The organism is Rufibacter sp. DG15C, from assembly GCF_001577755.1.
In the GTDB taxonomy this organism is placed as follows: Bacteria; Bacteroidota; Bacteroidia; order Cytophagales; family Hymenobacteraceae; genus Nibribacter.
This window is the reverse complement of the sequence record NZ_CP010776.1, coordinates 1378670-1404461: the sequence shown is the minus strand read 5'-3', so window position 1 is coordinate 1404461 and position 25792 is coordinate 1378670. Positions and strand designations below refer to the sequence as shown.

The window sequence follows — 25792 nt, the reverse complement described above, 5'->3', positions numbered from 1 at the left end:
CTGTACTTTTGAGAACCTAAACACCAACGTATGCAACGCGACCAACAGATTTTCGACCTTATCCAAAAAGAGCACGAACGCCAGTTACACGGCATTGAGTTAATTGCTTCAGAGAACTTCGTTTCTGAGCAGGTAATGCAGGCCATGGGCAGCGTGATGACGAATAAGTACGCAGAAGGTTTGCCGAACAAGCGGTATTACGGAGGCTGTGAGATTGTAGACCAATCAGAGCAATTGGCCATTGACCGTGCCAAGCAACTGTTCAACGCAGAATGGGTGAACGTACAGCCGCACTCAGGGGCGCAGGCCAATGCGGCGGTGATGCTGGGCGTGTTGTCACCGGGAGACACTATCCTAGGCTTCGACTTGTCACACGGTGGCCACTTGACGCATGGATCCCCTGTGAACTTCTCTGGTAAATTGTACAGACCGGTGTTCTATGGCGTAGAGCAGGAAACTGGTGAAATCAACTGGGATAAGATCATGGAGGTGGCGCAGCGTGAGAAACCAAAGTTGATCATCTGCGGTGCCTCGGCGTATTCCCGTGACTGGAACTATCAGAAAATAAGAGAAGCCGCCGATGCCGTTGGCGCATTGGTATTGGCCGATATCTCCCACCCAGCGGGTTTAATTGCCACGGGCTTGTTGAATGATCCGTTTGACCATTGCCATATAGTAACTACCACCACGCACAAAACCCTAAGAGGCCCACGCGGGGGTATGATCATGATGCGCAAGGACTTTGAAAACCCGTTTGGGTTGAAAACACCCAAGGGTGAAGTACGCATGATGTCTGCCTTGTTGGACAGCGCGGTATTCCCAGGTACGCAGGGCGGACCTTTGGAGCACGTGATCGCTGCCAAGGCCGTGGCGTTCTTTGAGGCCTTATCGCCTTCGTTTAAAGAGTACCAACTGCAGGTGCAGAAGAATGCCCAGATGTTGGCGCAAGGATTTGTGAACCGTGGTTACCAATTAATCTCTGGGGGGACAGACAATCACTTAATGCTCATTGACCTTCGTTCTAAAGGATTAACGGGTAAATTGGCTGAGAACACCTTGATCAAAGCAGACATCACCATCAACAAGAACATGGTGCCGTTTGATGACAAGTCTCCGTTTGTGACCTCCGGAATCCGGATTGGCTCCGCTGCCGTAACTACCCGTGGACTGAAAGAACAAGACATGGACCGTGTGGTGGACTACATTGATCGCGTGCTCATGAACCATGACAACGACACCATTCTTTCTGACACCAGAAAAGAAATCAACAGCTGGATGCAACAGTTTCCGCTGTTTAGCTACTAATACTAGATTTATCAAATGAGCTTACGTTCCGAAGAGGTGGCTGTGCAGGATGCTGAAGAACATGAAATGACCTTTTTGGACCACCTTGAAGCATTAAGGTGGCACTTGATCAGGGCGGCTATCGCGGTGGTAGTCTTCACCATCCTGGCGTTCAGCTACCCAGAAATTGTGTTTCATGAGATCATACTAGGGCCCTCGCGCACAGATTTTTTCACCTACCGGAAACTCTGTGAGCTGGGCGCGCACCTGAACTCTTCGGGCCTTTGCATCAACAAGCTACCCTTTGTGCTGCAGAGCCGGGAGCTGTCCTCACAGTTCACCATGCACATGACCAGCTCCTTCGTGATTGGTTTGTTGTTGGCGTTCCCGTATCTGTTCTGGGAAATCTGGCGGTTCATTAGACCAGGCCTGTACCCACATGAGCAGAAAAGCTCAAGAGGAGCGGTGTTTTTTGTTTCCTTCTTATTTCTGCTCGGCTGCGTGTTTGGGTATTTGATTGTGGCTCCACTGTCCATCAACTTTTTGGCCAACTACCAGGTAGACCCTAGCATTAGAAACGACATTGACTTATCGGCGTACATTTCTACGTTGATGACCTTGGTGCTCTCCTGCGGCATCATGTTTGAGCTGCCCATGATTGTGTTCTTCTTGTCAAGAGCCGGTCTGGTAAGCCCAGAGTTGATGAAGCTGTACCGCAAGCATGCCATTGTGGTGATATTGATAGTGGCCGCCATTCTTTCGCCGCCAGACGTGTTGAGCATGACCTTGATGGGCATTCCCTTGCTGTTATTGTATGAGGTGAGTATCCATATCTCATGGCTGGTGCGCAGACGGGATGTGGCCAGACTAAACAAACAAGCTACTTCTTAACCCAGAATTATGAAAATTGCATTAGGCGGCGATCATGCTGGTTTTAAATACAAAGAGATGCTCAAAACTCAATTAGAACAGTTGGGGCATGAGATGAAAGACTTCGGGCCTTTTTCTGAGGACTCGGTAGATTACCCCGACTTTGTGCACCCATTGTCAAGTGCCGTGGAGAAGCAAGAGTACGACTTAGGCATCTTGATCTGCGGAAGCGGAAACGGCGTAGCCATGACGGCCAACAAGCACGCTGGCATCAGGGCCGCCCTGTGCTGGAACAAAGAACTGGCCGAGCTGTCCAAATCCCACAACAACGCCAACGTACTGTGCATTCCAGCCAGGTTTGTTTCTGAAGACGTGGCCAAGGACATGGTAGCTGCTTTCCTGAATACTCCTTTTGAAGGCGGGCGGCATCAGAACCGGGTAGCTAAGATTGCCTGCTCTTAGTAGAAATCTCAAATAGAATTAAGAAAGCCGTTTTTGGCCTGATTCCATGGAATCAGGCCAAAAACGGCTTCTTGCATTAAGAATAGTTTAGTGAAAATGGCTGGTAAGTTATCTTGCTGAAGCAGCTATAGACTTTTTAAACTACTTCACCCTTTTATAAATCAACCCATTCTGTACCCGATCATAGCGGTTAAATAACACTGGCAGTTTGTACTGCAACTCAGGCATGAGGCCCTGTTGGTCTATGATGTAGGCAGGCGGCGCTTTGCGCAAATCCTGGAAGATGGTGAACAGCGCATCATACTTGGCCAGGTGCCCAAAGTAGGGCTGGGCCAAATCCCAACGCAGGAACGGCGAGCCTAGGCTATTGTGCTGATAGTAGTTCAAATCTGATCCTAACACCAACAAACGCTCATTCTCAACCTGGTGGTATTTGGGTAGTTCACTTACCTGGATCAGTTCGGGCTGGATCCCCAAGGTAGAATACACCAAGCCCAGAGGATTGAAGCGCATAAAGAGCGTGCTCGCCAGCAAGACCAGGAAGAAGACTTCATTGATGAGCACTTTCTTGCCTGTCCATTGCGTGAACAAGAATACCCCAAAATACGCGATGATGGGCATGAAGAGAATCAAGCCTTTGGCAGAGCCGTCATGTCCGCTCACCAACACCAATCCTGCCACAATGAGCCAGATGAGCATGAACTGCAAGAAACGCGCCTGGTAGTTCAACCCAAGGTTTACCAAGGGCAAGGTGATCAGAGACAACGCCAGTACGCCCAGCGGGATGGCCCCCACTTTTAAGACCTGCACAAACGGCAACGCAAACGTAAATTTAAACTGCCAAGACCACGCCAGCCCAAGCTCTAGAAAGGGAAGTAAAGAATCCTGGTACAAAAAGAACGTAATGGCCACGCTAAACGGAAACAGAAAACCCGTAATCAGCAAGAGCGTGCTTCTTACCGCGCTAGATGCAAAGTAGATGATGGCAAAGAACCCCAGCACCAGAAACCAAACCAAAGGCAGGTAGCACAAAGCAGCCAAGCCTAGCATAAACCCCGCTTTAAAGAGACGCTGTGCATTAGCGCCGTCCTTAGAGATAGCGGTTAAGCTATAGACGCCCAACAGCACAAATGTATGGCCCAGCAACAGCGGGGACAAGACATCCAACTCAAAGAAGACGCTGCTGAACACTAGATAGAACAGCGCCGGCAAGAAGGACTTCTGCGGGTGTACCTGGTTTCTATTAAAGATGAAGTTGAGCAAGAACGCCTGGTACAGCGTGAGTAAGAGCGCTAGTATGCGGTGCGCCAGATAAGACTTGCCAAAGAGCGCGTCCAGCCATTTGTACAGACCGGCCGTGAGCGGCGCCGTGGTGTCATACACGTCTTGGTACATGATAAAACCGTCTTGCAGGCGCTCTCCCAAGAGCATGTGGTGCAGCTCTGTGAGGGTGGCAGGCAGTCCAAAGAACAGCAACGGCAGCCGAATCAAAAGAAACAGCAACACCAGCACTACCCATCTGGAGGGAAACAAACTACGGAAGAAACGTATCAAGAGGGAACGCAGAAGAGCCGCCCCACAAAGAGGACGGCGGTTTGTGAAGTAAAAATGTGAAATTAATGCGATATTTGTCGAACCATGGATAGTAAACGCCAACAAAAATTCGCCCGACTGATACAAAAGGAGCTGGCTGAAATCTTTCAGCGAGATGTTTCTCACTTGTTTCAGGGGTCATACATATCAATTAGTGGAGTGCGCGTGTCACCAGATCTGGGCGTGGCCAAGACGCATTTGAGCTTTCTGCTCAACCCCAACGGCAAAGACTTGCTTAAAGAGATACAGTTTCATACCAAGACCATACGCCATGAGCTGGCCAAGCGCATCAGAAACCAGGTGCGCGTGGTACCCGAGCTGATTTTCTACATTGACGAAAGCGCCGAGTACGCCGCCAAGATGGACAAGATCATCTCCCAATTAGACATTCCCGGCGAATCTAAAGAAGACCCTACCAACCCGTTCCATACTGAGGAAGACGAGGATGAGGAGGACTTCCAGGACGAGAACCTGGACGAAGAGGATGATGAAGACCGCCGCGACCGCTAAGCTGCGTCGCTACCCAAGCCTGATACTAAACCCAACATGCAGTACGATCCTATCAAGCGCGTCTTAGGCGATGCGTTCAACAAAACCCCATTCCTGCGCAAGGTCTTCTATAACCTGCTGGACTTGCTTTTACTTAGAACCTGGCACATTCACAAAGAACTGCGGGCCTGGGGCAAAGGCAGACGCCAACAGCCGCTTCAGATTCTGGATGCGGGTTCTGGCTTCGGGCAGTATTCTTACTACTTAACCGGCATGAGCGAGAAATGGCGCGTGCTGGCCGTAGACGTCAAAGACGAGCAGATAGCCGACTGCACCAACTTCTTCAATAAGATAAACCGCCGCAACGTCATCTTCCGGAAAGAGGATCTGGTGACTTACCGCGAGCCGCAGGAGACCTTTGACCTGGTGCTGTCTGTAGACGTGATGGAGCATATTTTAGAGGACGTGGAGGTGTTCAAAAACTTCTATGCCTCTATGAAGCCCGGCGGAATGGTATTGATTTCTACGCCTTCAGACCAAGGCGGCTCAGACGTGCACGGCGATGATGAAAGCTCGTTCATAGAAGAGCACGTACGCGACGGTTACAACATCCAGGAGATACAAGACAAGTTAAAGAGCGCCGGTTTCAGCCGCACCGAGGCGCATTACTCTTACGGCACGCCAGGCAAGATCTCTTGGCGCCTGAGCATGAAGTACCCCATCTTGATGCTGGGTGCCTCTAAGCTGTTTTTTGTGCTGTTGCCGTTCTATTACCTGGTTGTGTACCCGTTCTGTCTGGTGCTAAACTGGCTGGACACCAACACCAAGCATGAAACGGGCACGGGATTGATTGTAAAGGCCTGGAAATAGAAACCTTCTTTAACAGAGGCGGTTCTTAGAATAGGAGTTTAATCGTTTTTGGCTTGTTTTCCAGAAAACAGGCTAAAAACGCGTAGCAGGTCTTCGGTTTTGACAATAGGTAGAGAAAAGCTATCTTCCATAGATTATTTTCAAGTCCCCCTAATTCTTACACTATTATGCTAGAGTTAGTTAGAACAGATTCAGGTAACCAGGACTTTGTAGAACTGGTGTTTCTGCTGGACGCCGAACTGCACGTACGGGACGGGGATGACCATTCCTTCTTTGCCCAGTTCAACAAGATAGACGCCATCAAACAGGTAGTGGTGGCCTATCAAGATGAGCAGCCCGTGGGCTGCGGGGCCATTAAGCCGTTTAGCTTTGGCGTAGCCGAGGTCAAGCGCATGTTTGTGCAACCAGAATTCAGGGGTTTGGGCATTGCCGGCCAAATCTTGCAGGAGCTGGAGTGCTGGGCCGCCGAACTGGATTTTAAGCATCTGGTCCTGGAAACAGGCAAAGCCATGCCAGAGGCCATCAGGCTGTATACCAAGAGCGGTTTTGAGGTCATTCCCAACTATGGGCAGTACGCCAACATAGCCACCAGCGTGTGCATGAAAAAAGAACTGCAGCTAGAAAATGCCTGCCGATAAGTTGCTGGAAGACTATAAGATAGAAGTTCTAGGAGTGAGAGAATATAACCCTTTGCCGCCAAAACAGTACACGCAACCTGAATAGCCCTAGAGACTATTCTCCCCATTCATACAAGCATTCACTCATACCCCACTAGATGAACGTTGCCCTTTTTATCGCGAAGCGGTACTTCTTCACCAAGAAGAAGCGCAACATCATCAACATCATCTCCATCATTGCCATGATTGGCGTGGGCGTAGGCACCATGGCGCTTATTGTGGTCTTGTCCGTGTTCAACGGACTAGAAGATTTGATCAGGTCTCTGTACGGCAAGTTTGACCCCGAAATCAAGATCACCTCAGTAGAAGGCAAGTCCTTTGAAACCGATGCCGCCTTTTTGGAGCGCATCAAGAAAACGCCCGGCGTGGTCCTGCTCACCGAGGTCATAGAAGACAACGCCCTGCTCCGCTACAATGACCGCCAGATGGTAGTCAAGATCAAAGGCGTGAGTGACAATTACTACAAACAAAACCAGATTGACTCTGCTATTGTAGACGGAGACCGCCGCCTGAAACGCGGCGAGCAGCAGTATGCGCTCATTGGCCGCGGCGTGCAATATCAGTTGTCTATACGGCCCGAGAATCCATTCTCACCATTACAGTTCATGTACCCTAAGGCGGGTAAGAAAGTCACCTTAAACCCAGAAAACGCGTTCAGGCAATTGGGCATTCAGGCGGGTGGCGTGTTTGCCATTGAGCGGCAGTATGACGACCAGTACGTGTTTGTGCCGCTAGAATTTGCCCAGGAATTGTTAGGCTATGAGAACAAGCGCACGTCCATTGAGGTGAAGGCCAATTCGCCGGACAACATTGACCAGATTAAAAACGCCTTACAGGAGAAATTGGGGTCGGGCTTTCAAGTACAGAACAGCGAGGAGCAGCACGTGAGCCTTCTGCGCGCCGTCAAGGTAGAGAAGCTGTTTGTGTTTGTGACCTTTACGTTTGTCTTGCTCATAGCCTCCATCAACATCTTCTTCTCGCTGTCCATGCTAGTTCTGGACAAGCAGAAAGACATCGCCATCCTAGCCTCTATGGGTGCCGACCCAGGCACCATCCGGAAGATCTTCTTACTAGAGGGTGCCATTGTTGCGTTTACCGGGGCCGTGGTGGGTTTGGTGATTGGCGGAGGCATCTGCTGGGCGCAACAGACCTTCGGCATCGTGTCCATGGGCATGACGACCTCAGTGGTAGAAGCTTACCCCGTGCTCATGCGCGTGGAGGACTTTCTGTTCACCGCCGCCGCCATTGTTATTATTACCTTGCTGGTCTCCATCCGTCCCGCCCGCAAAGCCGCTTCCCTTTCCATCAGAGAGAATCTGTAATTCCTGAATTCCGTTTTTAGCCTGTTTTCTGGAAAACAACCCAAAACAGAAAAGCACCGTCCCTTCTCCTAGAGGGAGAATGCTAGGATGAGAGGGCTGATGTTTGAGATAATGTAGAGACAAGGCAGTGCCTAGTCTCCCACACATTGCTTTCTTTTGCAAGGTTCATCTGCTCGCGTAAACACCCCTCTACTGAGCTACGCTCGCTGCCTCAAACTCTCGTTTGAGCAATCCTCAAGGGGAGAATCTGCGTTTGGCAAAGGCCTTAACCAAACGCACCTATTCCAGTCCTTCCGTCGAGTCGCCTAAGCAGGTTGCCGTCTCTGACTGACCAGCGGTTACAACACAGCAAGTAAGTTTAAATAACATAGGAAGAAACCACGAAGAAGAGGCAAGCTGGTACAGCGCGAGGCGGGAAGACGGGGCCCCGCGGCCGCGAGCGCTTAGCGGTCAAAATGAAACAGGGTGGCATAAGAGCACCGGAAGGAAAGATCTTCTCAGGCATAGCCCCAATGGTAGTGCACGGCAGAGGGAGTCAGGGTAGTATCATGCGCGTCATAGACAAAGTTGTTTGAAGGCAGTCTATGTCATTGGTGATAACACAACGGCGGGCAGTGTAGCTACAGCCTAGCCAATCCACAATCGACAATCAAATCCATTTTCCTCCTAATTCCTAGAAAACAAGCCAAAAACGCTTTCCCCTAACTTTCTGCCGCGTCTTCAGTTAAATAAACAACACCGTTGCACAGCAGACGCATTGCTTGTACCTTCGCTAGCCTATGAGTACACCAGACAAACGCCTTTTCCTTTTAGACGCCATGGCGCTCATTTACCGCGCCCACTTCGCGTTCAGTAAGAATCCTAGAATCAACTCCAAGGGCATGAACACCGGCGCCGCGCTGGGCTTCACCAACACCTTAGTAGACCTGCTCAACCGCGAAAAGCCCACGCACATTGGGGTCTGCTATGATGCGCCGTCCAAGACGTTTAGGCATGACAGCTTCGTGGAATATAAGGCCAACCGCCAGGCTATGCCCGAAGATATTTCCATCGCCATCCCCTATGTGAAGAAGATTGTGGAGGCCTTTGGCATACCAGGCATGATGCTGGACGGTTTTGAGGCCGATGACATCATAGGCACGCTTTCCTGCAAAGCCGAGAAGGCCGGGTACGACGTCTTCATGATGACGCCAGACAAGGACTACTACCAATTGGTAACAGACCATGTGTTTGTCTACAAGCCCGCGTTCTTGGGCAATGCCATAGAAGTGATTGACAAGCCCAAAGTGCTGGAGCGCTGGGAAATAAGCGATGTAAAACAAGTCATTGACATTCTAGGTTTGCAAGGGGATGCCGTGGACAACATCCCGGGCATCCCGGGCATTGGCGAGAAAACCGCGAAGACGCTCATTCAGAAATACGGTTCGGTAGAGAACCTTATTGCCCACTCGCATGAGTTGAAAGGCAAGCAAAAGGAGAACGTGGAGAAGTTCGCGGAGCAGGGCCTCATGTCCAAAGAACTGGCCACCATCCATCTGGACGTGCCCATTGACTTTGACGAGCAAGGCCTGTTTTATGAAGGGCCAGATGTGGAGAAACTGGCGGCACTCTTTGACGAACTGGAGTTCAGGCAACTGGCTACCCGCGTGCTGGGTACCGCCTCGCCCGCCGTCCCCAAACCCATTTCCAACAAGCCCACGGTGGGCAAAGGCTTCAAATCAGACAAGCCCATGGGCCAGACGTCTCTGTTTGACATGCCCGCCAATGAGACCGTTGTCCAGGAAGAAGGCGAGGAAACCACCGCAGGTACCTATATCACAGGCGTCAGAAAAACTATTGACACTACCCTGCATGAGTACCACCTGCTTACCACCCCAGAGCAGCGAGCGCAACTTTTAAAATACCTGAAACTCCAGAAGGAAGTCTCTTTTGACACCGAGACCACCAGCATAGACGCCATCACCGCACGCTTGGTGGGCATCTCGTTCTGTTACATCCCCGGCGAGGCCTATTACATTCCGGTGCCGGCAGATGACTATGAGGCTACCCTAGAGATTGTGCAGGAGTTCAAGGAAATACTGGAAAGCCCTAGCATCACCAAGATTGGCCAGAACATCAAGTATGACCTAGTGGTGCTACAACGCTACGGCATTGACGTACAGGGACCGCTCTATGACACCATGCTGGCCCACTACCTCCTGGAGCCCGACATGCGCCACAACATGGACCTGCTCGCTGAGACGTACTTGCATTACACGCCTATTGCCATTGAGACGCTGTTAGGCAAAGGCAAGAACCAGCTCACCATGGATAAGCTGCCACCGCTCCAAATCTATGAATACGCTTGCGAGGACGCGGACGTCACGCTTCAACTTAAGAACTACTTTGACCCGCTGTTGGAGAAACAAGGCCTTAAGAAGCTCTTCAATGAGGTGGAGAACCCATTGTTGCGCGTGCTGGGTCACATGGAACGTGAGGGCGTGAGCATTGACGCCGAAGCCTTGGGAGAATCCTCTCAAGTGCTGCAAACCAGCATCCAGGAGATTGAGCAGAAAATCTTCAACCTGGCCGGCATGGAGTTCAACATCGGGTCACCTAAACAGCTGGGCGAGGTGTTATTTGACCGCCTGCAGTTGGGAGGGAACAAGATTAAGAAAACCAAGACGGGCCAGTATGCTACCGGCGAGGAGATTCTATCTAAGCTGGCCTTTGAGCATGAGATTGTCGCGTTGATTCTGGATCACCGGCAGCTTACTAAATTGAAGAGCACGTACGTAGACGCATTGCCGCAATTGATTTGCCGTGAGGATAACCGTTTGCACACGTCCTACAACCAAGCCGTGGCCGCGACGGGCCGTTTGAGCTCCACCAATCCCAACCTGCAGAATATCCCCATTCGCACAGAGAAAGGGCGGGAGATACGCAAAGCCTTTGTGCCGAGGGATGAAAACCACGTCCTGCTGTCCGCGGATTACTCGCAGATTGAGCTACGCATCATGGCGCATTTCAGTAATGACGCCACCATGAAAGAAGCGTTCCAGAAGGGCCTGGATATTCACTCGTCTACCGCGGCCAAGGTGTTCCACGTGCCCGTGGACCAAGTAGACAGTGACATGCGCCGGAAGGCCAAAACCATTAACTTCGGGATTATCTACGGTATTTCGGCGTTTGGGCTGGCAGAGCGTCTGGCTATTCCAAGAAGAGAGGCCGCCGAGATTATTGAGGCGTACTTCCAGGAGTTTCCGGCGGTGAAGCAGTACATGGACAGTGCCATCAACGAAGCCCGTGAGCAGGAGTTTGTGGAGACCTTGCTGGGCCGTAGACGCTACTTAAGGGACATCAATAGCCGTAACCAGAACGTACGTGGCTACGCCGAACGAAATGCCATCAACGCCCCAATCCAGGGCACGGCGGCCGACATCATCAAGATTGCTATGATCAACATTGACCAGTGGCTACGCGATGAGAAACTGGCCAGCCGCATGATCTTGCAGGTGCATGATGAATTAGTGTTTGACGTGCTCAAAGAAGAACTACCAATAGTACAAGCCAAAGTGGAGGAGCTTATGAAGAATGCCTTCCCGCTGAGCGTGCCTATGGAAGTTGGCATGGGCACCGGCGAGAATTGGCTACAGGCCCATTAACCGTTTTTGGCTTGTTTTCTGAGAATCAGGCTAAAAATGAGAGTATACAAAAAGAGGAAGCTCCTGTTCAGGAGCTTCCTCTTTTTGTATTAAGGCTTGGAGCTATTTGGCTTTGTAGGTGGTAGTGGTGACAATCTTGTCATCTCCTTTGCTTGCTTTAAACCCTAGCACCAGTACAGTGCTGGACAGTTGCTGTACTTCATACTCCTGCTCGGCAATGAACAGTTGCTTGTCATACAACTCCCAGGTTCCTTCCTCCATCACAGAAATCTGGCATTCGTCTTTGCCTGGGTTAAGCTCATAGGTGCCGTTCTCAAAGAAAATGAGTTCGTCGTCTTTTTGGCAGTCCTCTAGTTGGGCATAAACGTCTTCTTTGGGACCGTCATTGCGTTGCACAACCTGTGACGCTACCAGCCAAGTCTTTGCCAGAAGTTGCTTCTGATCTGGAGCACCTTCGTCTTGCTGGCAACTTGTGGTACAAAAGAAAACCAATAGAAAGAATAGAGCTGGGAGAAAGGTTCTGCTCATAAAAAATGGTGGTTACTTACCGGAAGGTACAAAAAAAGGCCCAGCGTGTGCCGGGCCTTCTCTATAAGTGGTAAAGCAGCTTACGGGATTTGTACCGCTCTAAACTGGGTTACGTCAATGGTTGGGATGGTAGAACCGTATTTGGTGTTGATGGCTCTGATCATCTCGTTGGCAATGATGGCGTAGCCACGCTGCGTAGGGTGCACACCGTCCAATGAGAACAGGTTACCCGTGATGAACGCAGGAGAATAGTTAACACCATTCAACGCGAAGCCAGTCTGGATTCTGTTAAAGAACTCAAAAGCATCAAACACCGCCAGGTTTTTAGAAGTAGCTTGTGCTTTGATGAAGGTGTTGAACGCCGTAGTGGCCGTGGCAATCTCTGCCTGCTCATCGTTGTCCAAAACCAACGCACTTGGGAACGGGTTCTCGCCGCTTAAGCCAAACATCTTGGTCGTGTCAATCTGGAAGGCCGCCAAGTATTGCTGCAAGGCTGCGTTAGGGTTTGTTGGGCTTTGAGACTTAGCCAGATCTCTCCAGTATTTACCGGTAGGCGTGCCCACCAACGGCAAGTAAGGAGCAGATGTCAACGTGAACAAGACAGTTCCGCCGGCTGCAGATTTGATGTCTGACTTAAGGACTACTTTACGAGTAGGCGTGTTCTTGGTTAATACTACTACTGCTGGTACCGCCGCTGGCAAAGACGCCTTAAACGTTGGACCTACGGTTGTAAAGAAAGGAACCGCGCGTACGTCAGGGATAGTAGCCACAATGCCTTCTGTGTTGTTGGCAGAAAGGGCATTCACCATGGCGGTGTAATTGGTTTCAAACGTGCTGGTAGCCGTGATGCTTCCGGCAAAACCACCTGCAGTGGCATACCCTAGCACGTCGTTGTTTCCTAACCATAAGCTAAAGAAGGTAGGCGCGCTGGTAGAAACCTTCTGCAGATACGTCGTGAAAGAATTGTCTGGTAAAAGTCTCTCAAAATAAGGGTTGAAGCCTTGTGGGTTGTTCAAGCCGTAGCCTGGCGTGTTGATGTCAGCCACTCTAATACCCGGTACGCCAAAGTTGTTGATGGCACCAGTGAATTTAGTCAACAAAGGTGTTTTGCCGTCTGCGCCAAGGCCTCTTACCGCCAACTCAGTGTTCACAGTGGTGGTGATAGGGCTACCCGTGCTGGTAAAACCAGTCAGTCTAAGATAACCAGTACCGTTTCTTTGCTCTAAAGAAAACAATGGCTGGGTAAAGCCGCCGCCGCCTACAAAAGAGAACTGGTTAGCCAGCATGTTTGGATAAGAATTCAACTGTCCTTCTAAAGAAAGACCGTTGTCTTGGTAGCCGGCCGTAAGGGAGTTACCAACCGCCACGTATTTAGTCAAGTCAAGAGAGCCGGCACTAAAGGTGCGGTCATCTTCAAACTCAGGATCACAACCAGTAAACAGTAGGGAGCTGGAAAGGAAAGCAACAGCACCCAGTTTATGTAAGATATTTTTCATGTTCATTAATTCGATTAGAATTTATAGTTAACCCCTACACCAGGAATATAGGCCACCGATTTGAAAGTACCGGCTACACCGTTAGACTTGCTGGCGTCATCTGTGCGCTCTTTTTTGTTGACATATAAGAAAGAAGCGTCTAGGTCTACTTTCTCAGAAAGCTTAAGCGTTAAGCCAACAGAAACACCTCTAGAGTCTGAGTCTGGCGTCTCTGGGGTTAAATAACCGTCTTCTACCGGAGACTGGTCATAGTAGGCGCCCGCACGCAGGGTCATGATGTCAGATAAGACATACTGGGCACCTAAACGGTAGATGTAAGAATCTTCATACTGACGCTGAGCCTCAGAAGAAGTCTGGCCGCCAATCACGTCATTAAAGTCAAAGCGCAAAGACTCATAGGCACTCCACTCCACACGCTGTACGTCTAAGGCAAGCGTCAACTTGTCTGTAGCCTTGTAGCCTAAGCCCAAGGTAAGGTTAGCGGGTAAAGGAAGGGTAGCATTGAATTTGTCTCCTTTAAACTGAGCTCTCACCGGCGCTGCGTCTGGAATCTGAAGGATGATGTCTCCGTCTTCTACCTTTGCATCAACTTTAGAGCGGTAGGTCAAGCCCAAAGAAAGCTTCTCTGTTGGCTGGAAGTACACGCCTGCGTTAAAGCCAATACCGGTTTTAGATTTTCCGTCTAGCTCAATGCGGCCTTCGTTGCCGTTCTCATCTGTCAAGGGAACAGAACGTTGTAGGTTTACGCTGCCTATAGAAACAATTAAGCCAGCGCCCACGCCCAACTTGTCAGTGATTCTGTAGCTCACGGTAGGCTGGATGTAAATAGCCTGCAGGGTTAACTCATTCAAACCAAAACGTCCTTGCCACGTGCTTCCCCAGTTCACGGTGCTACCGTACGGAGTATACACGCCAATACCAAAACGCAAGGGGCTCTCAGCGGCACCGTAAGAGGCGTACACCTGAAAAGGAGTACCCAGTGGGTTGTCGGTCTGAGACTCGGCCACGCCACCAGAAGATTCGCGGTACGCTATCTTAGAATTTAAGGCGCTTATGCCTAGTTGGATGCCGTTCTGTCTCAAATGCGCCAAAGCACCTGGGTTAAAGAAGATACTGCTCTGGTCTAATGCTAAGCCAGTGCCGGCGTGCCCCATCCCTATCTGCTTTTGCCCCTGGAGGTTTGCTTGGTATCCTCCGGCATTGGCAACGCCTGCGGTAAGCACAGCGCTGCCCAGAAAGGCTAAAAATTTACTTTTCATGCGTTGGTTTGTTAAATCTGGTTAAGTGGAATGTGTGAGTTTGTTAACCAAAGATAGAAAAATTGGAATGATATTCTAATGTTAGTATGCATACGCACTATTATTTTAATTTTTAGCAACCAAACGGGTATTTACAGGAGTTTAGACACATCTCTTCAGGGTAAGAAATGACTAAAGGAAGCAGGTTACACTATGAAAATACCATCAGAAAGCCCATCACTTTCGGCTTATTTGCGTTAAGCCATTTCAGGTAAAAAGAAGGTGACTATGTATGACGTATTAATAGTGGGGGGTGGCCCGGCCGGTTTAAGCGCTGCCATGTTGTTGGGCAGGTGCTTGCGCAAAGTAGCGTTGTTTGATACCGGCGAGTACCGCAATGCGTACTCGCATGCCATGAACGGTTTCATTACCCGGGACGGCACCCCGCCCAGCGAGTTCCTGCAACTGGGCCGCGAAGACTTGGCCAAATACGAAGTTGACTTTAAGCAGAGGCGCATCACCAAACTCCACAAGAAAGGCGATTTATTTCAAGCCCTAGACGAGGACGGCCAAGCCTACCTCTCCAGGAAAGTACTGTTGGCCACGGGCCTTACCGACAGATGGCCCCAAATACCGGGCGCCGAGCCTTTCTTTGGCACCAGCATCCACCACTGCCCGTACTGTGATGGCTTTGAGTCCAAAAACAAGCCGCTGGCGGCCTACGGAAAAGGCAGAAACGCCATTGGCTTGTCCTTGTCCTTGAAAACGTGGAGCCTGGACGTGATGCTGTTCACAGACGGCACCAACAAGCTCACCCGTGAGGACCGGGAACTGCTCACGCGCAACGGCATCAAATACACCACCGCTCCCATAGAAAAGATTGAGGGTGAAGACGGCCAGATGAAAACTATTCATTTGGGCAACGGCCAGATAGAAGAGCGCGAGGCTCTGTTCTTTGCGACCGGATCAGACCAACGCTCAGACCTGGCCAGCCAACTGGACTGTGACTTCACCAGTAAAGGGGTGGTGCGCACGTACAAACACCAAGAGACCAATGTGAAAGGCCTCTACGTAGCCGGTGATTCTGCCCGAGACATGCAACTGGTCATAGTCGCCGCCGCCGAAGGCACTAAGGCCGCCGTCGCCATTAACATAGAACTGCAGAAGGAATTCAGGCAATAGCTTTAAAACGCAAGACTAAATAGAATAAAGAGCGGCCCTCGTTTTTGGCCTGTTTTCCAGAAAACAGGCCAAAAACGAGGGCCGCTGTCAATAAGATGTATGTAGGCTGGTGCTTATTTCACCAGTGACTTCTTTTTCTGTTGGGAGAGTTTTCTAAAGAAGCGGTCTTTGAGGCAGTATTCATGGCCTTCTACCAGCAGGTGCATGGTGAGGTTCTCAATGGCGATGGGTTCGCCTTCGGCTACTTCTGTGATGTTGGTGTAGCGCACATGAGAGCCGTCCATGATGGTGACCACGCCGTTGCCAAACACCTCCACATGGTTGCCGCCTTTGATGATGACGCCGGTTTCCTCACCTAGTCCAATGCCCACAAACTCGGGGCGTTTGGTGACGGCGTGCGCCAGGCGCCCAAAACGGCCGCGCTCTGTAAAATGGGTATCAATGAAGACGTTCTGGATAAAGCCCAGACCCTCGGTGGTTTTCACTTCGCCTTTTAATAGAGAGTAATAGCCGTAGCCCTCATAAATCATGCGGTCAGACATGGCGGCGGCCCCGGCGCTGGTGCCGGCAATGGTGACCTCGTCATACTGGTATCGCTGGAGCATGAGGGCGTGCAGGTTGGTGTTGGCCAGAAACTCTTTTAAACGCAACTGGTTGCCGCCGGTAAAGAAGATAACCTCTGCCTGCTGAATGCGGTCCAGGTAGTCAGGCTTGTCGGCTATGTTGTCTTCGTCAATGTGCATAAAGCGCACGCTGCTGCAGCCCAGCTCTTCAAAGGCCTCTTTGTAGGCCTGGCCAGACTCTAGCGGCTCTAGTGTGGCGGTGGTGATGACTTCAATGTTGGAGTCCCGGCTGCAGAGCTCGCCCCGTATGAGGCTGATGAGGCCGTCATCATCGCCGCCGCCTAGCGCAATCAAGGTGCCTTTTGGTTCTTGCATGTATTCCTTCTATATGAACAGTGAATGAATAGTCTCTGGATAGTTTGCCTAAAATATAGGTTGAGGGCAAGCATCTGGCTCTAGTACTAAGATGTTCGTATAAGACATAACTAAAAAGCCCTGCCTCAAGTTATGAAAACCTACGTGTTTCTACTTATTTCTAGGAGTTGGTACTTTTAAGAAGGGCAACGGCTCATGGACTGGTTCCCTGAAGTAAACCTAAGACAAGGGCTGCCCTATTCTATGCTGGAAATTTCTGAGCAATCTTTAAATTGCCACATACGTGCCGTTTTTGGCCTATTTTCTGGAAAGCAGGCCAAAAACGACCGGCAAAGCTGACGAACGTCATCTATGAATTACCGCTGTAAAATGACAACTTTGCCTTATTCATTCCTCCGTAACCTCTTTCCCTATGAAAATAGAGCAGTTTGAAGACAAGGGCCTGGCCCATTATTCATACATCATCATGAGTGATGCCGAGATTGCCGTCATTGATCCCACCCGCGACCCCAAGCAGTATGAGGAGTACGCCATGTTGCATGACGCCCGCATCACCACCATCATAGAAACCCACCCGCACGCCGACTTTGTGAGCGGTCACCTAGAACTAGCCGAAGCCAAGAACGCCACCATCTACGTGAGTGAACTCTTAGGCGCCGAATACAAACACACCACCTTTGATGACGGCGACGTCATTAAATTGGGTAAAGTGACCTTAAAGGCCATCAACACGCCCGGCCATTCACCAGACAGCATCTCTATCTTATTGTTAGACGAAGAAGGGAAAGAGCACGCCGTCTTCACCGGTGACACCCTGTTCATTGGGGACGTGGGCCGTCCTGACTTGCGCGAGAATGTGGGCAACCTGACGGCCTCCAGAGAAGAACTGGCCCGCCAGATGTACCACTCCACCCGTGAGAAACTGATGACCCTGCCAGATGACGTATTGGTATACCCGGCGCACGGCGCGGGCAGCCTCTGCGGCAAGGGCATGAGCAGCGCCAACAGCAGCACCATTGGGGATGAGAAGCGCACCAACCCGGCCCTGCAACCCATGTCTGAAGACGCGTTTGTGCAATACCTCACCTCAGACCAGCCCTTCGTGCCTAAGTACTTTGAGCATGCCGTGGCCATTAATCGTAAAGGCGCACCCAAGTATGAGTCTTCTGTCAAGCGCGTGCCCGTGCTGCCCGCTGACCATGAACTGGAGAAGAACGCCTTGGTGATTGACACCCGCCCGCAGGCTCAGTTCAAGAAAGGTCATTTGCCTAATTCCATCAACCTGCAAGACGGTGGTAAGTTTGAGACGTGGCTGGGGTCTATTGTCTGGCCCACAGAGCAGTTTTACCTAGTGGTAGAGAATGAGGCCAAGGTGCAGGAAATCATTAGCAAGACCGCCCGCATTGGCTATAACCGTCTCATCTTGGGCGCCCTTACCTGTCCTCCCGAGGCCACAGACAAAACCCCCGAACTGAACCTGGAGGACTTTAAACAGCACCCTGAGAACTACACCATTGTAGACGTACGCAACTGGAACGAGATCAAGCAGCGCAAGATTTTTCCTTCGGCGCTGGAGATTCCTTTGCCAGAGTTGCGGGAACGCGTAGAAGAAGTGCCGGCAGACAAGCCCGTTATCATCCATTGCGCAGCCGGGTATAGGTCTGCCGCCGCCACCAGCATTGTGAAGCCTCATGTAGTGGGCGTGCCCGTATATGACTTGGGAGACGCCATTTCGCAGTTTTAGTGGATGGAGGAACGGGTCAAATCTGTCAGGACGGTTGGCATTGTCATGGCACTGCTTTCGGGAGTAATCCTGATGAGCAATGTGGTCGGGTTGATTGTGTCTCAAACCCTTAAAATAACCATAGACGAGTACTCTAGCCAAGTAAGAGCATTTGCGCCTTTTGTGGCAACGGCCGGAATTGTCTTGAGCTTGTCTCTTTTAGTGGCAGGGATATTTCTGGCGAAGTATAGAAATTGGGCCAGAACCCTGGCCATAGGCGTGTCTGTTCTCTATCTGTTGTATGTTTGGGGGCAAGCCATCTTTTTGGCGCCATACAATCCTTTTGACAAAGGAGAGCATACCTTTGACCATTTCATGATGGCACTTATCTGGTCCATTCCCTTTCTGTTGTTGATCAAGTTTCTGACCAGTAGAAAAGTGAGAAACAGTGTAGCTTAAAAGGGCATCGCTTCTTTCTACTTATTAAAGAAGAAGGAAGCGATGCCTAAAATGAAGAGATGGACAAAATCATTTGGCCGTCTTTTATGACTGAGGACTGCACCATGCTAAAAGGTAGAGGGCATTGGCAATTCTTTTGATAATTTGCCTTTTCTTTTAGCGTCCACGCCTTCTTTCGGTCTTTATTTTTAGATGAATTTACCAGTCCGCTTTTCCTTTCTAATCCTCTTTTTTTTACTTTCCATTGTCGCTTCGGGTCAAATCTTAAACGTGGAGAAGGCGCGTGTGGAGCGGGACTCCTCGCATTACTTTACCGGTAAGCTGGGCGTCAACTTAAACCTGTTCAACAGGGCCACTGGCAGAGAAGGCAAAACAGACCATTTCATTGGCCTGACGGGTAACGGCAACATTGGCTACGTCTCTGAGCACAATACCTACCTCTTGCTTAGCTCTTACAACTATGTGCGGCTGCGCAGCGCCACGCAGGTAGAGACCGGCTATGTGCACGGCCGTGTCACGTTCAGGAGGCAGCAGCGGTTGTCTTATGAGAGCTTCGGGCAGTTGCAGTATGACTATAACCGTGGTCTGGAGTTGCGGGCACTGGTAGGGGCGGGCATCCGGTTTGCGGTGGTGCGCAAAGAGAACCTGCGGTTTAACCTAGGCACGGGCGTAATGTATGAGCATGAGCGCTGGCATAACCTGGCGGAGGACCGCTACATCAAAAAGCACATGCCCAAGCTCTCTAACTATGCCAGTGTGCGTCTGCCTTTGAACCCCTATCTGGAACTGAGCACTATTCATTACTACCAGGTGGGTTATGACCAGCCGCATGACCAGTTCAGGCACCGGTTCAGCGGTGATGTGTCCTTGACCGTGAAAGTGAACACATGGCTGCAACTCACCACCAACTTCGCGCACACCTATGAGAACCAGCCCATCGTGCCCATTCCCAAGTACCTCTACAGCCTCACCAACGGTTTGCAGGTAAGCTTCTAAATTAGTCGCGAGTTTTGAGTCTAGAGTCGCGAGTCGTTTTTGGGGTGTTTCCTGGGAATCCGGCTAAAAACGGTTCATCTAACTTGCGCTGTGAGTCTGAAGGGTATAAATGGGGAATTTGTCTTATCATGGCGCAGGCATTCTCTTTGGCCAAACGCAAATTGAATTTGGAATGCGCAGAGACAAGGCGGTGCCGTTGTCTCTACATTTTTATTCAACATCATCTTGCCCTGCTTGCTCAGAGCGGAAAAACCACCTGTCCATTTTGGCCTGATTCTCAGAAAACAGCCAAAAAACGCCAATCTATTTTCCTTTTTAAGACGCTAGACTCGCTACTCAAGACTCAGAACTAAACCTTCGGTTGGCTTTCTTTTGACCAATCTTCTTCTTGGCTTCAATGCGTTTCTGGACGGCGGCTTTAGAGGGTCTGGTCTTTTTGCGGGGTTTGGGACGGTGCAGGGCTTGTTCCAGGGTCTCATAGAGCTTTTGAGTGGCTAGCTCCTTGTTGACTAGCTGGCTGCGGTCTTCTTGGCTGGCCAGGTGCAGAAAACCTTCTTTGTTCAGACGCGGCGCCAATTTCTCCAACATCAATTCTTTTTGCTCTGGGCTGAGCAGCGCTGAGTTCTCAATGGAGAACCACACTTCTACGCGGCTTTCTACCTTGTTCACATTCTGTCCGCCGGGGCCGCTGCTGCGCGATGTCTGGAAAACCAATTCGGGGGTTAAATCTGGGAGTGTCATATAGGATGGGGTCGGCTGTCAGGAGATGGTGGGCGTCAGGCCAAGAGGAGTTTTGACAGATGGTATTTGCTTCAAATTCAGTTTTTTATGTGCGCATGTGGCCCTCTTAGCCGGACAATCATGTACGAAATTGGTTGTCACTTGTCCGGTAGCGGACATATTTTGTTCGGTGTTGGACAATTGAAAAATAAAAATATGCCTTAAAACGCTTATAATCAATGATTTACACTTGTGGCACACCGTTTGGATATAATAGTTCACAAGCAAGGCAACCCAATGAAGGCCATGTGCATCTTACTAACAGAAGCCAGATGAACAAAACAGAAAATGACCTTCAGGTACCGAAAAAAAACTTTGTAAAACGGTGCAACTAATTAAGAATCAGATAGTCTCTTAAACAAACCATTAAAGATTAAAGCCATGAAATTGATCGTATTATTGTTCGCAGCATGTTTGGGTTCTAGCTTCGCGTTAGACAACGCGTTAAGCAGTGTAGACTACAAACAAGAAGTTATTTATGTGAACCAAAACGGGACACAAGTTTTATCACCAGAAGACCATGCACAGTCAGAGACTTTGGCCTCTTACGCTCAGATTGCCTCTCTATAAAGCTTACCCGTTTTTAGCTTGTTTTCCCAAAACAAGCCCAAAAGCACCCCACAAGATAACTAGTCCCCCTTCTTGCTTTTCCCAGACGGCGAAAAGATTCCTTTGATGAAATCCAGCGGTGACTCTGTTGGCTCTTTCACTATCACATACCTGATGGAGAAAGCGCTGCCCAGATTGAACCACTCCTCGTGACGCAGATGAAAAGCCGGTTTCAGATCGGCGGATAGGACAAACGGGAGCCCGTTGATTTTATACTCTAGGCCGGCTATGACGTCAAACCCGTAGACGGCCCCATAATCCTTCAGCTTCCCGCCGTGCGCGCCCGCGCCCATGTAGTAGTTCAGGCGTTTTCCTAGAATGTTAAAATGTTGTTCGGCCAGTACCGTGGCCAAAACCTCGCGGGGGGCGGCCGTAGCTAAGCCCTCCAGTGTGGTTTTCTCAAATATCTTCTGTTGTATGGTTAGGCCCACTTCGTTTTTACCCACCCGCAAACCCGCGGCCGTCCGGTATTTTTGGGCCCAGGCTGGGGCACTAGAAAGAAGCCCCGCCACCAAGACCAACACTGCTGTTCTCTTCATGCTGTAGATTACGCAACAATTTTCATATCTGGTATAACCTCTCTTGCAAGGTGACAGAATTTCTTCTGCCAGCCTTGCCCCAATATGCCCTTTAAGTAGAAGGCAATGCCTTTTCCTTGAGGGGTATACAAGGCCTTCTAAAGCACAGTAAAGAAAGGAATTGAAGAACTACGAAAAATTTCGTGTAAAAAAGTTTTCCTTTTACGAAAGTGTTCGTATAATTGAGTACGAAATCAATCGTAGATACAATTTCAGCGTACCGCCATGACCAACCAGACCCCGCCGCTTAAACCCACCGAGACCGAACTAGAGATTCTGCAGATTCTCTGGCAGAACGGTCCCAGCACGGTGCGTTTTGTCAATGAGGCCCAGAATAAAGTGAAAGAGACCGGCTACACCACCACGCTCAAGCTGCTCCAGATCATGCATGAGAAAAACCTGGTGTCACGGGATGAGGAAAGCCGTTCCCATTTGTACCAGGCCGCCGTCACCGAAGAAGACACCCAGAAGCATTTGCTGGACCGTTTTCTGGACACCGCCTTTAGGGGCTCAGCCATGAAGCTTGTGATGCAGGCTTTGGGCAACCGGTCCACTACCCCAGATGAGTTAAATCAAATCAAGAACCTCTTAAAACGCCTGGAAGATGACTCCCACAAACCTACTCCATGAGGTACTGCCACAGGCTAGCCTCAATGCCCTGGGCTGGACCCTGCTACATTCTGTCTGGCAGGGCGCGCTGCTGGCCATTATCCTAGCCGTGTTGTTGCGGTTAATGCACCGTCATTCGGCGGCCACCCGCTACCGCGTAGCCTGGGCCGGGTTAATGGCCTTGGTCCTGATGGCGGGCATCACTTACTACAAACTCTATGAACCCCCTTTGCCACAAGCTGCTGTTAGCGCCGGGTCTGCCATCACCAGCACTACTCTAGTTATAGCAGGGGCAGAGACCGCTACATCACAAGGGTTCTGGGAAAAAGTAACAGCACAGGGTCAGGCTTATTTTGATCAGCACCTGCCCGCCATCGTGCTTTTGTGGCTGCTAGGCATGGTCTTGATGGGCATGCGCTTGTTAGGAGGCTGGGTGTACGTGCAGCGCCTGCGCTCTTACCGGGTACAAGCCGTGCCGGAGGCCTGGCAGCAGAAAGCGATGGAGGTGGGCCAGCAATTGGGCCTTACGCACGCCGTGTCCATAGCCGAGTCTGCTTTGATCAAAGTGCCTATGGTCATCGGGCACCTAAAACCGCTCATCCTATTGCCGCTGGGTACGCTGGCCGGGCTGTCTACGGCCCAGATAGAGGCCATCCTGGCCCATGAACTGGCCCACGTGCACCGCAAAGACTATCTGCTCAACCTGCTACAGAGCTTGGTAGAGACGCTCTTTTTCTTTCATCCGGCGGTGTGGTGGATCTCTGACTGCATTAGAACCGAACGGGAACACGCCTGTGACGACCTGGCCATTTCTGTCTGCAGCGACTCCCTTACTTACGCCTATGCCCTAACCCATTTAGAAGAACTACTCATGAAAAACCCAACCACCACCCCTCGCCTTTCCATGGCCTTCTCGGGCCGTCGCCGCTCTTTGTTGAGCCGCATTACCAGACTGGTGCAACAACCGGCGCTTAGACCGTCCTTCTCTGAGGGCTTCCTGGCCGCCTGCGCCGTGACCGCCGGCCTGCTGGTCTTCTCTGCCACCGCCTGGGCCAATTACCAACAAAACCCAGAGGCGCCGCAACCCCAAGAACCGTTGACTATACAGGAGCCGGCGCCTGCCAAGCCTTATGTGGCCGCCGCCGTGCCGGTTAACTCGCCAGAGCCCGAAGAGGAACTGGAGGAAGCTTTGACTATGGTGCAGTTAGACGATGACCTGGTGATTGTGCAGAACAAGAAAGGCAAAGTGGTGGAGGTGTACGTGAACGGAAAGCGCGTGCCTAAGAACGAGCTAAGCAAATACCAGGACCGTATTGAACGCCAGCTAAAAGCCGCCAAAAACGCCAAAACCATGTCCTCTGAGGAAACAGAGCGCGCCATGGCTGTAGCAAATGGCACCTTGGATGAAGTAGAAAGAGTAAGCGTGCATGCCCCAAGACCGCCTATGGCCCCAAGGGAATACATATCCCAGGGAAGAGGCACTAGCGTGGGTGGCCGCGGAGTAGGCATGGTGGCCCCGGTTCCTCCCGTTCCGCCGGTGGCACCGGTGGCTCCATTGTCAGGAGATGAGGAGGGCCAGAAGCGCTACAAGAAAGACTTAAAAGAGTATGAGCGCCAAATGCAGGAATTCCACTCCCGGATGGATGAGTTTCATTCTCGCCAGGAAACCTATGTAGCCGCCGCTCAAGGTGACCACAAAGCCCGCCAAGCAGACAATGCCAAGCGTCAGGAAGAGCATAAGAAACGCATGGAAGAACACGGCGTGCGTATGAAAGAGCACGAGAAGCGTATGGCCGACCACGCCGTACGCATGAAGGAGCACGATGAGCGCATGAAAAAGCATGACGCCATGATGAAAGAGCTCAAAGCCGCCTTGCTCTCTGACGGGTTGATCAAATCCAGTGAAGCAGATTACACCTTCAAGCTGGACAAGACCGGGCTGTATGTAGATGAGAAAAAACAGTCAGACGCGTTCTACCAGAAGTACAAGAAGATTATCTCTACCGCCACCGGTGAAGATGTAGACATGATGCTCAAGAAAGACGGCTCTAACTTTACCATCAACACCAACAAAAGCAGCAAAAAGTAGGCAATTGGTATAGCATTAGGCTATGCCTTGTAATGAAAATCCCTGAGCAGCGTTTTTGGCCTCCTTTCCAGGAAACAGGCCAAAAACGCTGCTCAGGGATTTTTATATTTCTATGGCGGGCCTTAAAGCAAAAACTTTTTGCACACCATACTCCGTTCTGCGCCTGTAGACCTCAGGATCGTAGATGCCTTTTTACATCTAGTAATTGGCTTTCAGAAAACCGGCAGTTAGCGTAGGATTAGGTAGTTTCTAGAATACTCACCGCCGCCAGGTTCTCCTGTACCCGATACTTGACAATCTTGGTGATCAGCTCAGTAGGCAGGGGTTGGTGTAACGGGAACTGTACAGACCCATTGCCCACCTTGTAGTCTTGCAAGTCTGCTGTAAATTCTTCTTGCAAGGTTGGCACAGAGTAAAAGCCTATATGATGCACAAAAGCCGCGAAGTGAACCAGATTGCCGTGCAGGTCAAAGGTGGGCATGCCGTATTTTATGCATTCTGTGGCCTCTGGAGCATTCTCTTGGATAAGGCTCCTTATCTGTTGTAGAAGGCCTTGAACCTCTTTTGGGAACCCTGCAATGTAGCTGTCAATGTCTTTGGGCGCGGTAGTGATCATAGTTCAAAGAGTTATAGGTTTAGAAAATAAAAGGCTTCTGAAATCAATTTCTTCGGGCTATAAGAATGGTGTGCGTGGCCGGTTCCTCTTTGCCAGCAGGATAGCATTTCTGGAAACGCTCTGCCAGCTCAAAACCGTTGGCTTCAAGAACGTCTAAAAGGTAAGGGGTTTGGTAGTAATGAATGTACAAAGAGTGCTCTCCGTTGTTACTGGTTTCATAGCCAGATTTCTGAGGATCGTCTTCTATAAAACTGAGGTAGAGGACTCCGCCAGAGGTAAGCAGTAAGGCGCTGTCTTGTATGAGTTTCAGGCAGTCGGCTGGCGAGAGGTACGGCAGGCAGAAGCCACACACAACGGCGTCATAGCTTGGCATGAGCTGGGATAGGTTTCGGCAGTCCAAGACAGAGCATTGCGCATCTGGGTTGTTGGCTTGCGCCAGGTGGACCATGTTGGGCGCTGCGTCTGTGGCCTCTAGCTCAAAGTCAGGTCGCTTAGCAAGCAGGTAGCGGGTAATGTTGCCGGGGCCACAGCCTAGTTCCAGCACCCGCGCGTTGGGCTTGCCCACTAACTGGCAGAACCGGTCATAGGTGTCGTCATACAAACCCACGTCCATGAACTTCTCCTGATAAAGAGAAGCCAGCTTGTTCCAGGTATGGATAGTGGTTTGGTAAGGCTCCATGGTAAACGAAATATGGAATAAACCTAAAGCGCAAATACTTGTTGGAAGATACTCTTTCTCA

The 25792-nt window shown here is 50.6% G+C and carries 24 protein-coding genes; 15 read left to right on the top strand and 9 right to left on the bottom strand.

The window, feature by feature from the left end; all coding sequences use genetic code 11:
- Nucleotides 1-30: 30 nt before the first annotated feature.
- From glyA to rpiB, 3 genes are read left to right on the top strand one after another with little or no spacing between them, the layout of a single operon-like run.
- A complete protein-coding gene (glyA, locus tag TH61_RS05890) occupies nt 31-1305 on the top strand; it encodes a serine hydroxymethyltransferase (RefSeq protein ID WP_066507168.1) in 1275 nt (424 codons plus the stop codon).
- A 15-nt stretch (nt 1306-1320) separates the two neighbouring features.
- Nucleotides 1321-2175 (top strand): twin-arginine translocase subunit TatC, encoded by an 855-nt coding sequence (tatC, locus tag TH61_RS05885; protein ID WP_066507166.1) that lies wholly within the window; start codon nt 1321-1323, stop codon nt 2173-2175.
- Nucleotides 2176-2184: 9 nt separating this feature from the next.
- Entirely contained in the window at nt 2185-2616 is a 432-nt protein-coding gene (gene rpiB / locus TH61_RS05880; protein ID WP_066507164.1) for a ribose 5-phosphate isomerase B, read from the top strand.
- A 141-nt stretch (nt 2617-2757) separates the two neighbouring features.
- Here rpiB and TH61_RS05875 read toward each other — a convergent pair whose 3' ends face one another.
- On the bottom strand, nt 2758-4170 hold the full coding sequence (locus tag TH61_RS05875) for a hypothetical protein (protein ID WP_157600589.1): 1413 nt from the start codon (nt 4168-4170) through the stop codon (nt 2758-2760).
- Between the two features lie 84 nt (nt 4171-4254).
- Here TH61_RS05875 and rbfA point away from each other — a divergent pair, with 84 nt between their 5' ends.
- The 5 genes from rbfA to polA all read left to right on the top strand — a co-directional run bounded on the left by rbfA (nt 4255) and on the right by polA (nt 11211).
- Complete coding sequence (rbfA, locus tag TH61_RS05870; protein ID WP_066507159.1) at nt 4255-4719, top strand: 30S ribosome-binding factor RbfA; 465 nt, start codon at nt 4255-4257, stop codon at nt 4717-4719.
- A 36-nt stretch (nt 4720-4755) separates the two neighbouring features.
- Entirely contained in the window at nt 4756-5568 is an 813-nt protein-coding gene (locus TH61_RS05865; protein ID WP_066507156.1) for a bifunctional 2-polyprenyl-6-hydroxyphenol methylase/3-demethylubiquinol 3-O-methyltransferase UbiG, read from the top strand.
- 167 nt (nt 5569-5735) lie between these two features.
- A complete protein-coding gene (locus TH61_RS05860) occupies nt 5736-6206 on the top strand; it encodes a GNAT family N-acetyltransferase (protein WP_066507155.1) in 471 nt (156 codons plus the stop codon).
- 137 nt (nt 6207-6343) lie between these two features.
- Nucleotides 6344-7567 (top strand): ABC transporter permease, encoded by a 1224-nt coding sequence (locus tag TH61_RS05855; RefSeq protein WP_066507153.1) that lies wholly within the window; start codon nt 6344-6346, stop codon nt 7565-7567.
- A 779-nt stretch (nt 7568-8346) separates the two neighbouring features.
- Nucleotides 8347-11211: a DNA polymerase I gene (polA, locus tag TH61_RS05850; protein WP_066507150.1), complete on the top strand. Its 2865-nt coding sequence runs from the start codon at nt 8347-8349 to the stop codon at nt 11209-11211.
- A 102-nt stretch (nt 11212-11313) separates the two neighbouring features.
- On the opposite strand, the gene TH61_RS05845 is transcribed toward polA, so the two are convergent.
- The 3 genes from TH61_RS05845 to TH61_RS05835 form a co-directional block, all read right to left on the bottom strand.
- Nucleotides 11314-11739: a lipocalin family protein gene (locus TH61_RS05845; protein WP_066507146.1), complete on the bottom strand. Its 426-nt coding sequence runs from the start codon at nt 11737-11739 to the stop codon at nt 11314-11316.
- A gap of 80 nt (nt 11740-11819) precedes the next feature.
- Complete coding sequence (locus TH61_RS05840) at nt 11820-13235, bottom strand: SGNH/GDSL hydrolase family protein (protein ID WP_197464106.1); 1416 nt, start codon at nt 13233-13235, stop codon at nt 11820-11822.
- A 14-nt stretch (nt 13236-13249) separates the two neighbouring features.
- The gene (locus tag TH61_RS05835) at nt 13250-14494 is read right to left on the bottom strand and encodes an OmpP1/FadL family transporter (RefSeq protein ID WP_066507142.1); all 1245 of its coding nucleotides are present in this window, start codon (nt 14492-14494) and stop codon (nt 13250-13252) included.
- Nucleotides 14495-14761: 267 nt separating this feature from the next.
- On the opposite strand from TH61_RS05835, the gene TH61_RS05830 reads away from it, so the two are divergent.
- Nucleotides 14762-15655 carry an NAD(P)/FAD-dependent oxidoreductase gene (locus tag TH61_RS05830; RefSeq protein WP_066507140.1) on the top strand — a complete coding sequence of 298 codons (894 nt, stop codon included), beginning with the start codon at nt 14762-14764 and terminating at the stop codon, nt 15653-15655.
- A gap of 113 nt (nt 15656-15768) precedes the next feature.
- On the opposite strand, the gene TH61_RS05825 is transcribed toward TH61_RS05830, so the two are convergent.
- Entirely contained in the window at nt 15769-16593 is an 825-nt protein-coding gene (locus tag TH61_RS05825; protein WP_066507138.1) for a cyanophycinase, read from the bottom strand.
- A gap of 412 nt (nt 16594-17005) precedes the next feature.
- On the opposite strand from TH61_RS05825, the gene TH61_RS05820 reads away from it, so the two are divergent.
- The 3 genes from TH61_RS05820 to TH61_RS05810 all read left to right on the top strand — a co-directional run bounded on the left by TH61_RS05820 (nt 17006) and on the right by TH61_RS05810 (nt 19771).
- The gene (locus TH61_RS05820; RefSeq protein WP_066507134.1) at nt 17006-18337 is read left to right on the top strand and encodes a rhodanese-like domain-containing protein; all 1332 of its coding nucleotides are present in this window, start codon (nt 17006-17008) and stop codon (nt 18335-18337) included.
- Between the two features lie 45 nt (nt 18338-18382).
- The gene (locus TH61_RS05815) at nt 18383-18775 is read left to right on the top strand and encodes a hypothetical protein (RefSeq protein ID WP_157600587.1); all 393 of its coding nucleotides are present in this window, start codon (nt 18383-18385) and stop codon (nt 18773-18775) included.
- 270 nt (nt 18776-19045) lie between these two features.
- Nucleotides 19046-19771 (top strand): DUF481 domain-containing protein, encoded by a 726-nt coding sequence (locus TH61_RS05810; protein ID WP_197464105.1) that lies wholly within the window; start codon nt 19046-19048, stop codon nt 19769-19771.
- Between the two features lie 336 nt (nt 19772-20107).
- Here the strand turns inward: TH61_RS05810 and arfB are convergent, their stop codons facing one another.
- On the bottom strand, nt 20108-20512 hold the full coding sequence (gene arfB / locus TH61_RS05805) for an alternative ribosome rescue aminoacyl-tRNA hydrolase ArfB (protein WP_066507125.1): 405 nt from the start codon (nt 20510-20512) through the stop codon (nt 20108-20110).
- 420 nt (nt 20513-20932) lie between these two features.
- Between arfB and TH61_RS18110 the strand changes: the two genes are divergently transcribed.
- Entirely contained in the window at nt 20933-21121 is a 189-nt protein-coding gene (locus TH61_RS18110) for a hypothetical protein (protein WP_157600585.1), read from the top strand.
- A gap of 59 nt (nt 21122-21180) precedes the next feature.
- Here the strand turns inward: TH61_RS18110 and TH61_RS05800 are convergent, their stop codons facing one another.
- On the bottom strand, nt 21181-21699 hold the full coding sequence (locus tag TH61_RS05800; protein ID WP_066507116.1) for a hypothetical protein: 519 nt from the start codon (nt 21697-21699) through the stop codon (nt 21181-21183).
- Nucleotides 21700-21963: 264 nt separating this feature from the next.
- Here TH61_RS05800 and TH61_RS05795 point away from each other — a divergent pair, with 264 nt between their 5' ends.
- Together TH61_RS05795 and TH61_RS05790 are read left to right on the top strand one after the other, a co-directional pair.
- Entirely contained in the window at nt 21964-22368 is a 405-nt protein-coding gene (locus tag TH61_RS05795) for a BlaI/MecI/CopY family transcriptional regulator (RefSeq protein WP_066507114.1), read from the top strand.
- The gene (locus TH61_RS05790) at nt 22343-24436 is read left to right on the top strand and encodes a M56 family metallopeptidase (protein ID WP_066507111.1); all 2094 of its coding nucleotides are present in this window, start codon (nt 22343-22345) and stop codon (nt 24434-24436) included. Before TH61_RS05795 ends, TH61_RS05790 begins: the two co-directional genes overlap by 26 nt.
- A gap of 238 nt (nt 24437-24674) precedes the next feature.
- Here TH61_RS05790 and TH61_RS05785 read toward each other — a convergent pair whose 3' ends face one another.
- Nucleotides 24675-25052 (bottom strand): iron chaperone, encoded by a 378-nt coding sequence (locus TH61_RS05785; protein WP_066507108.1) that lies wholly within the window; start codon nt 25050-25052, stop codon nt 24675-24677.
- 43 nt (nt 25053-25095) lie between these two features.
- Nucleotides 25096-25731: a trans-aconitate 2-methyltransferase gene (locus TH61_RS05780; RefSeq protein WP_066507102.1), complete on the bottom strand. Its 636-nt coding sequence runs from the start codon at nt 25729-25731 to the stop codon at nt 25096-25098.
- Between the last annotated feature and the right edge of the window lie 61 nt (nt 25732-25792).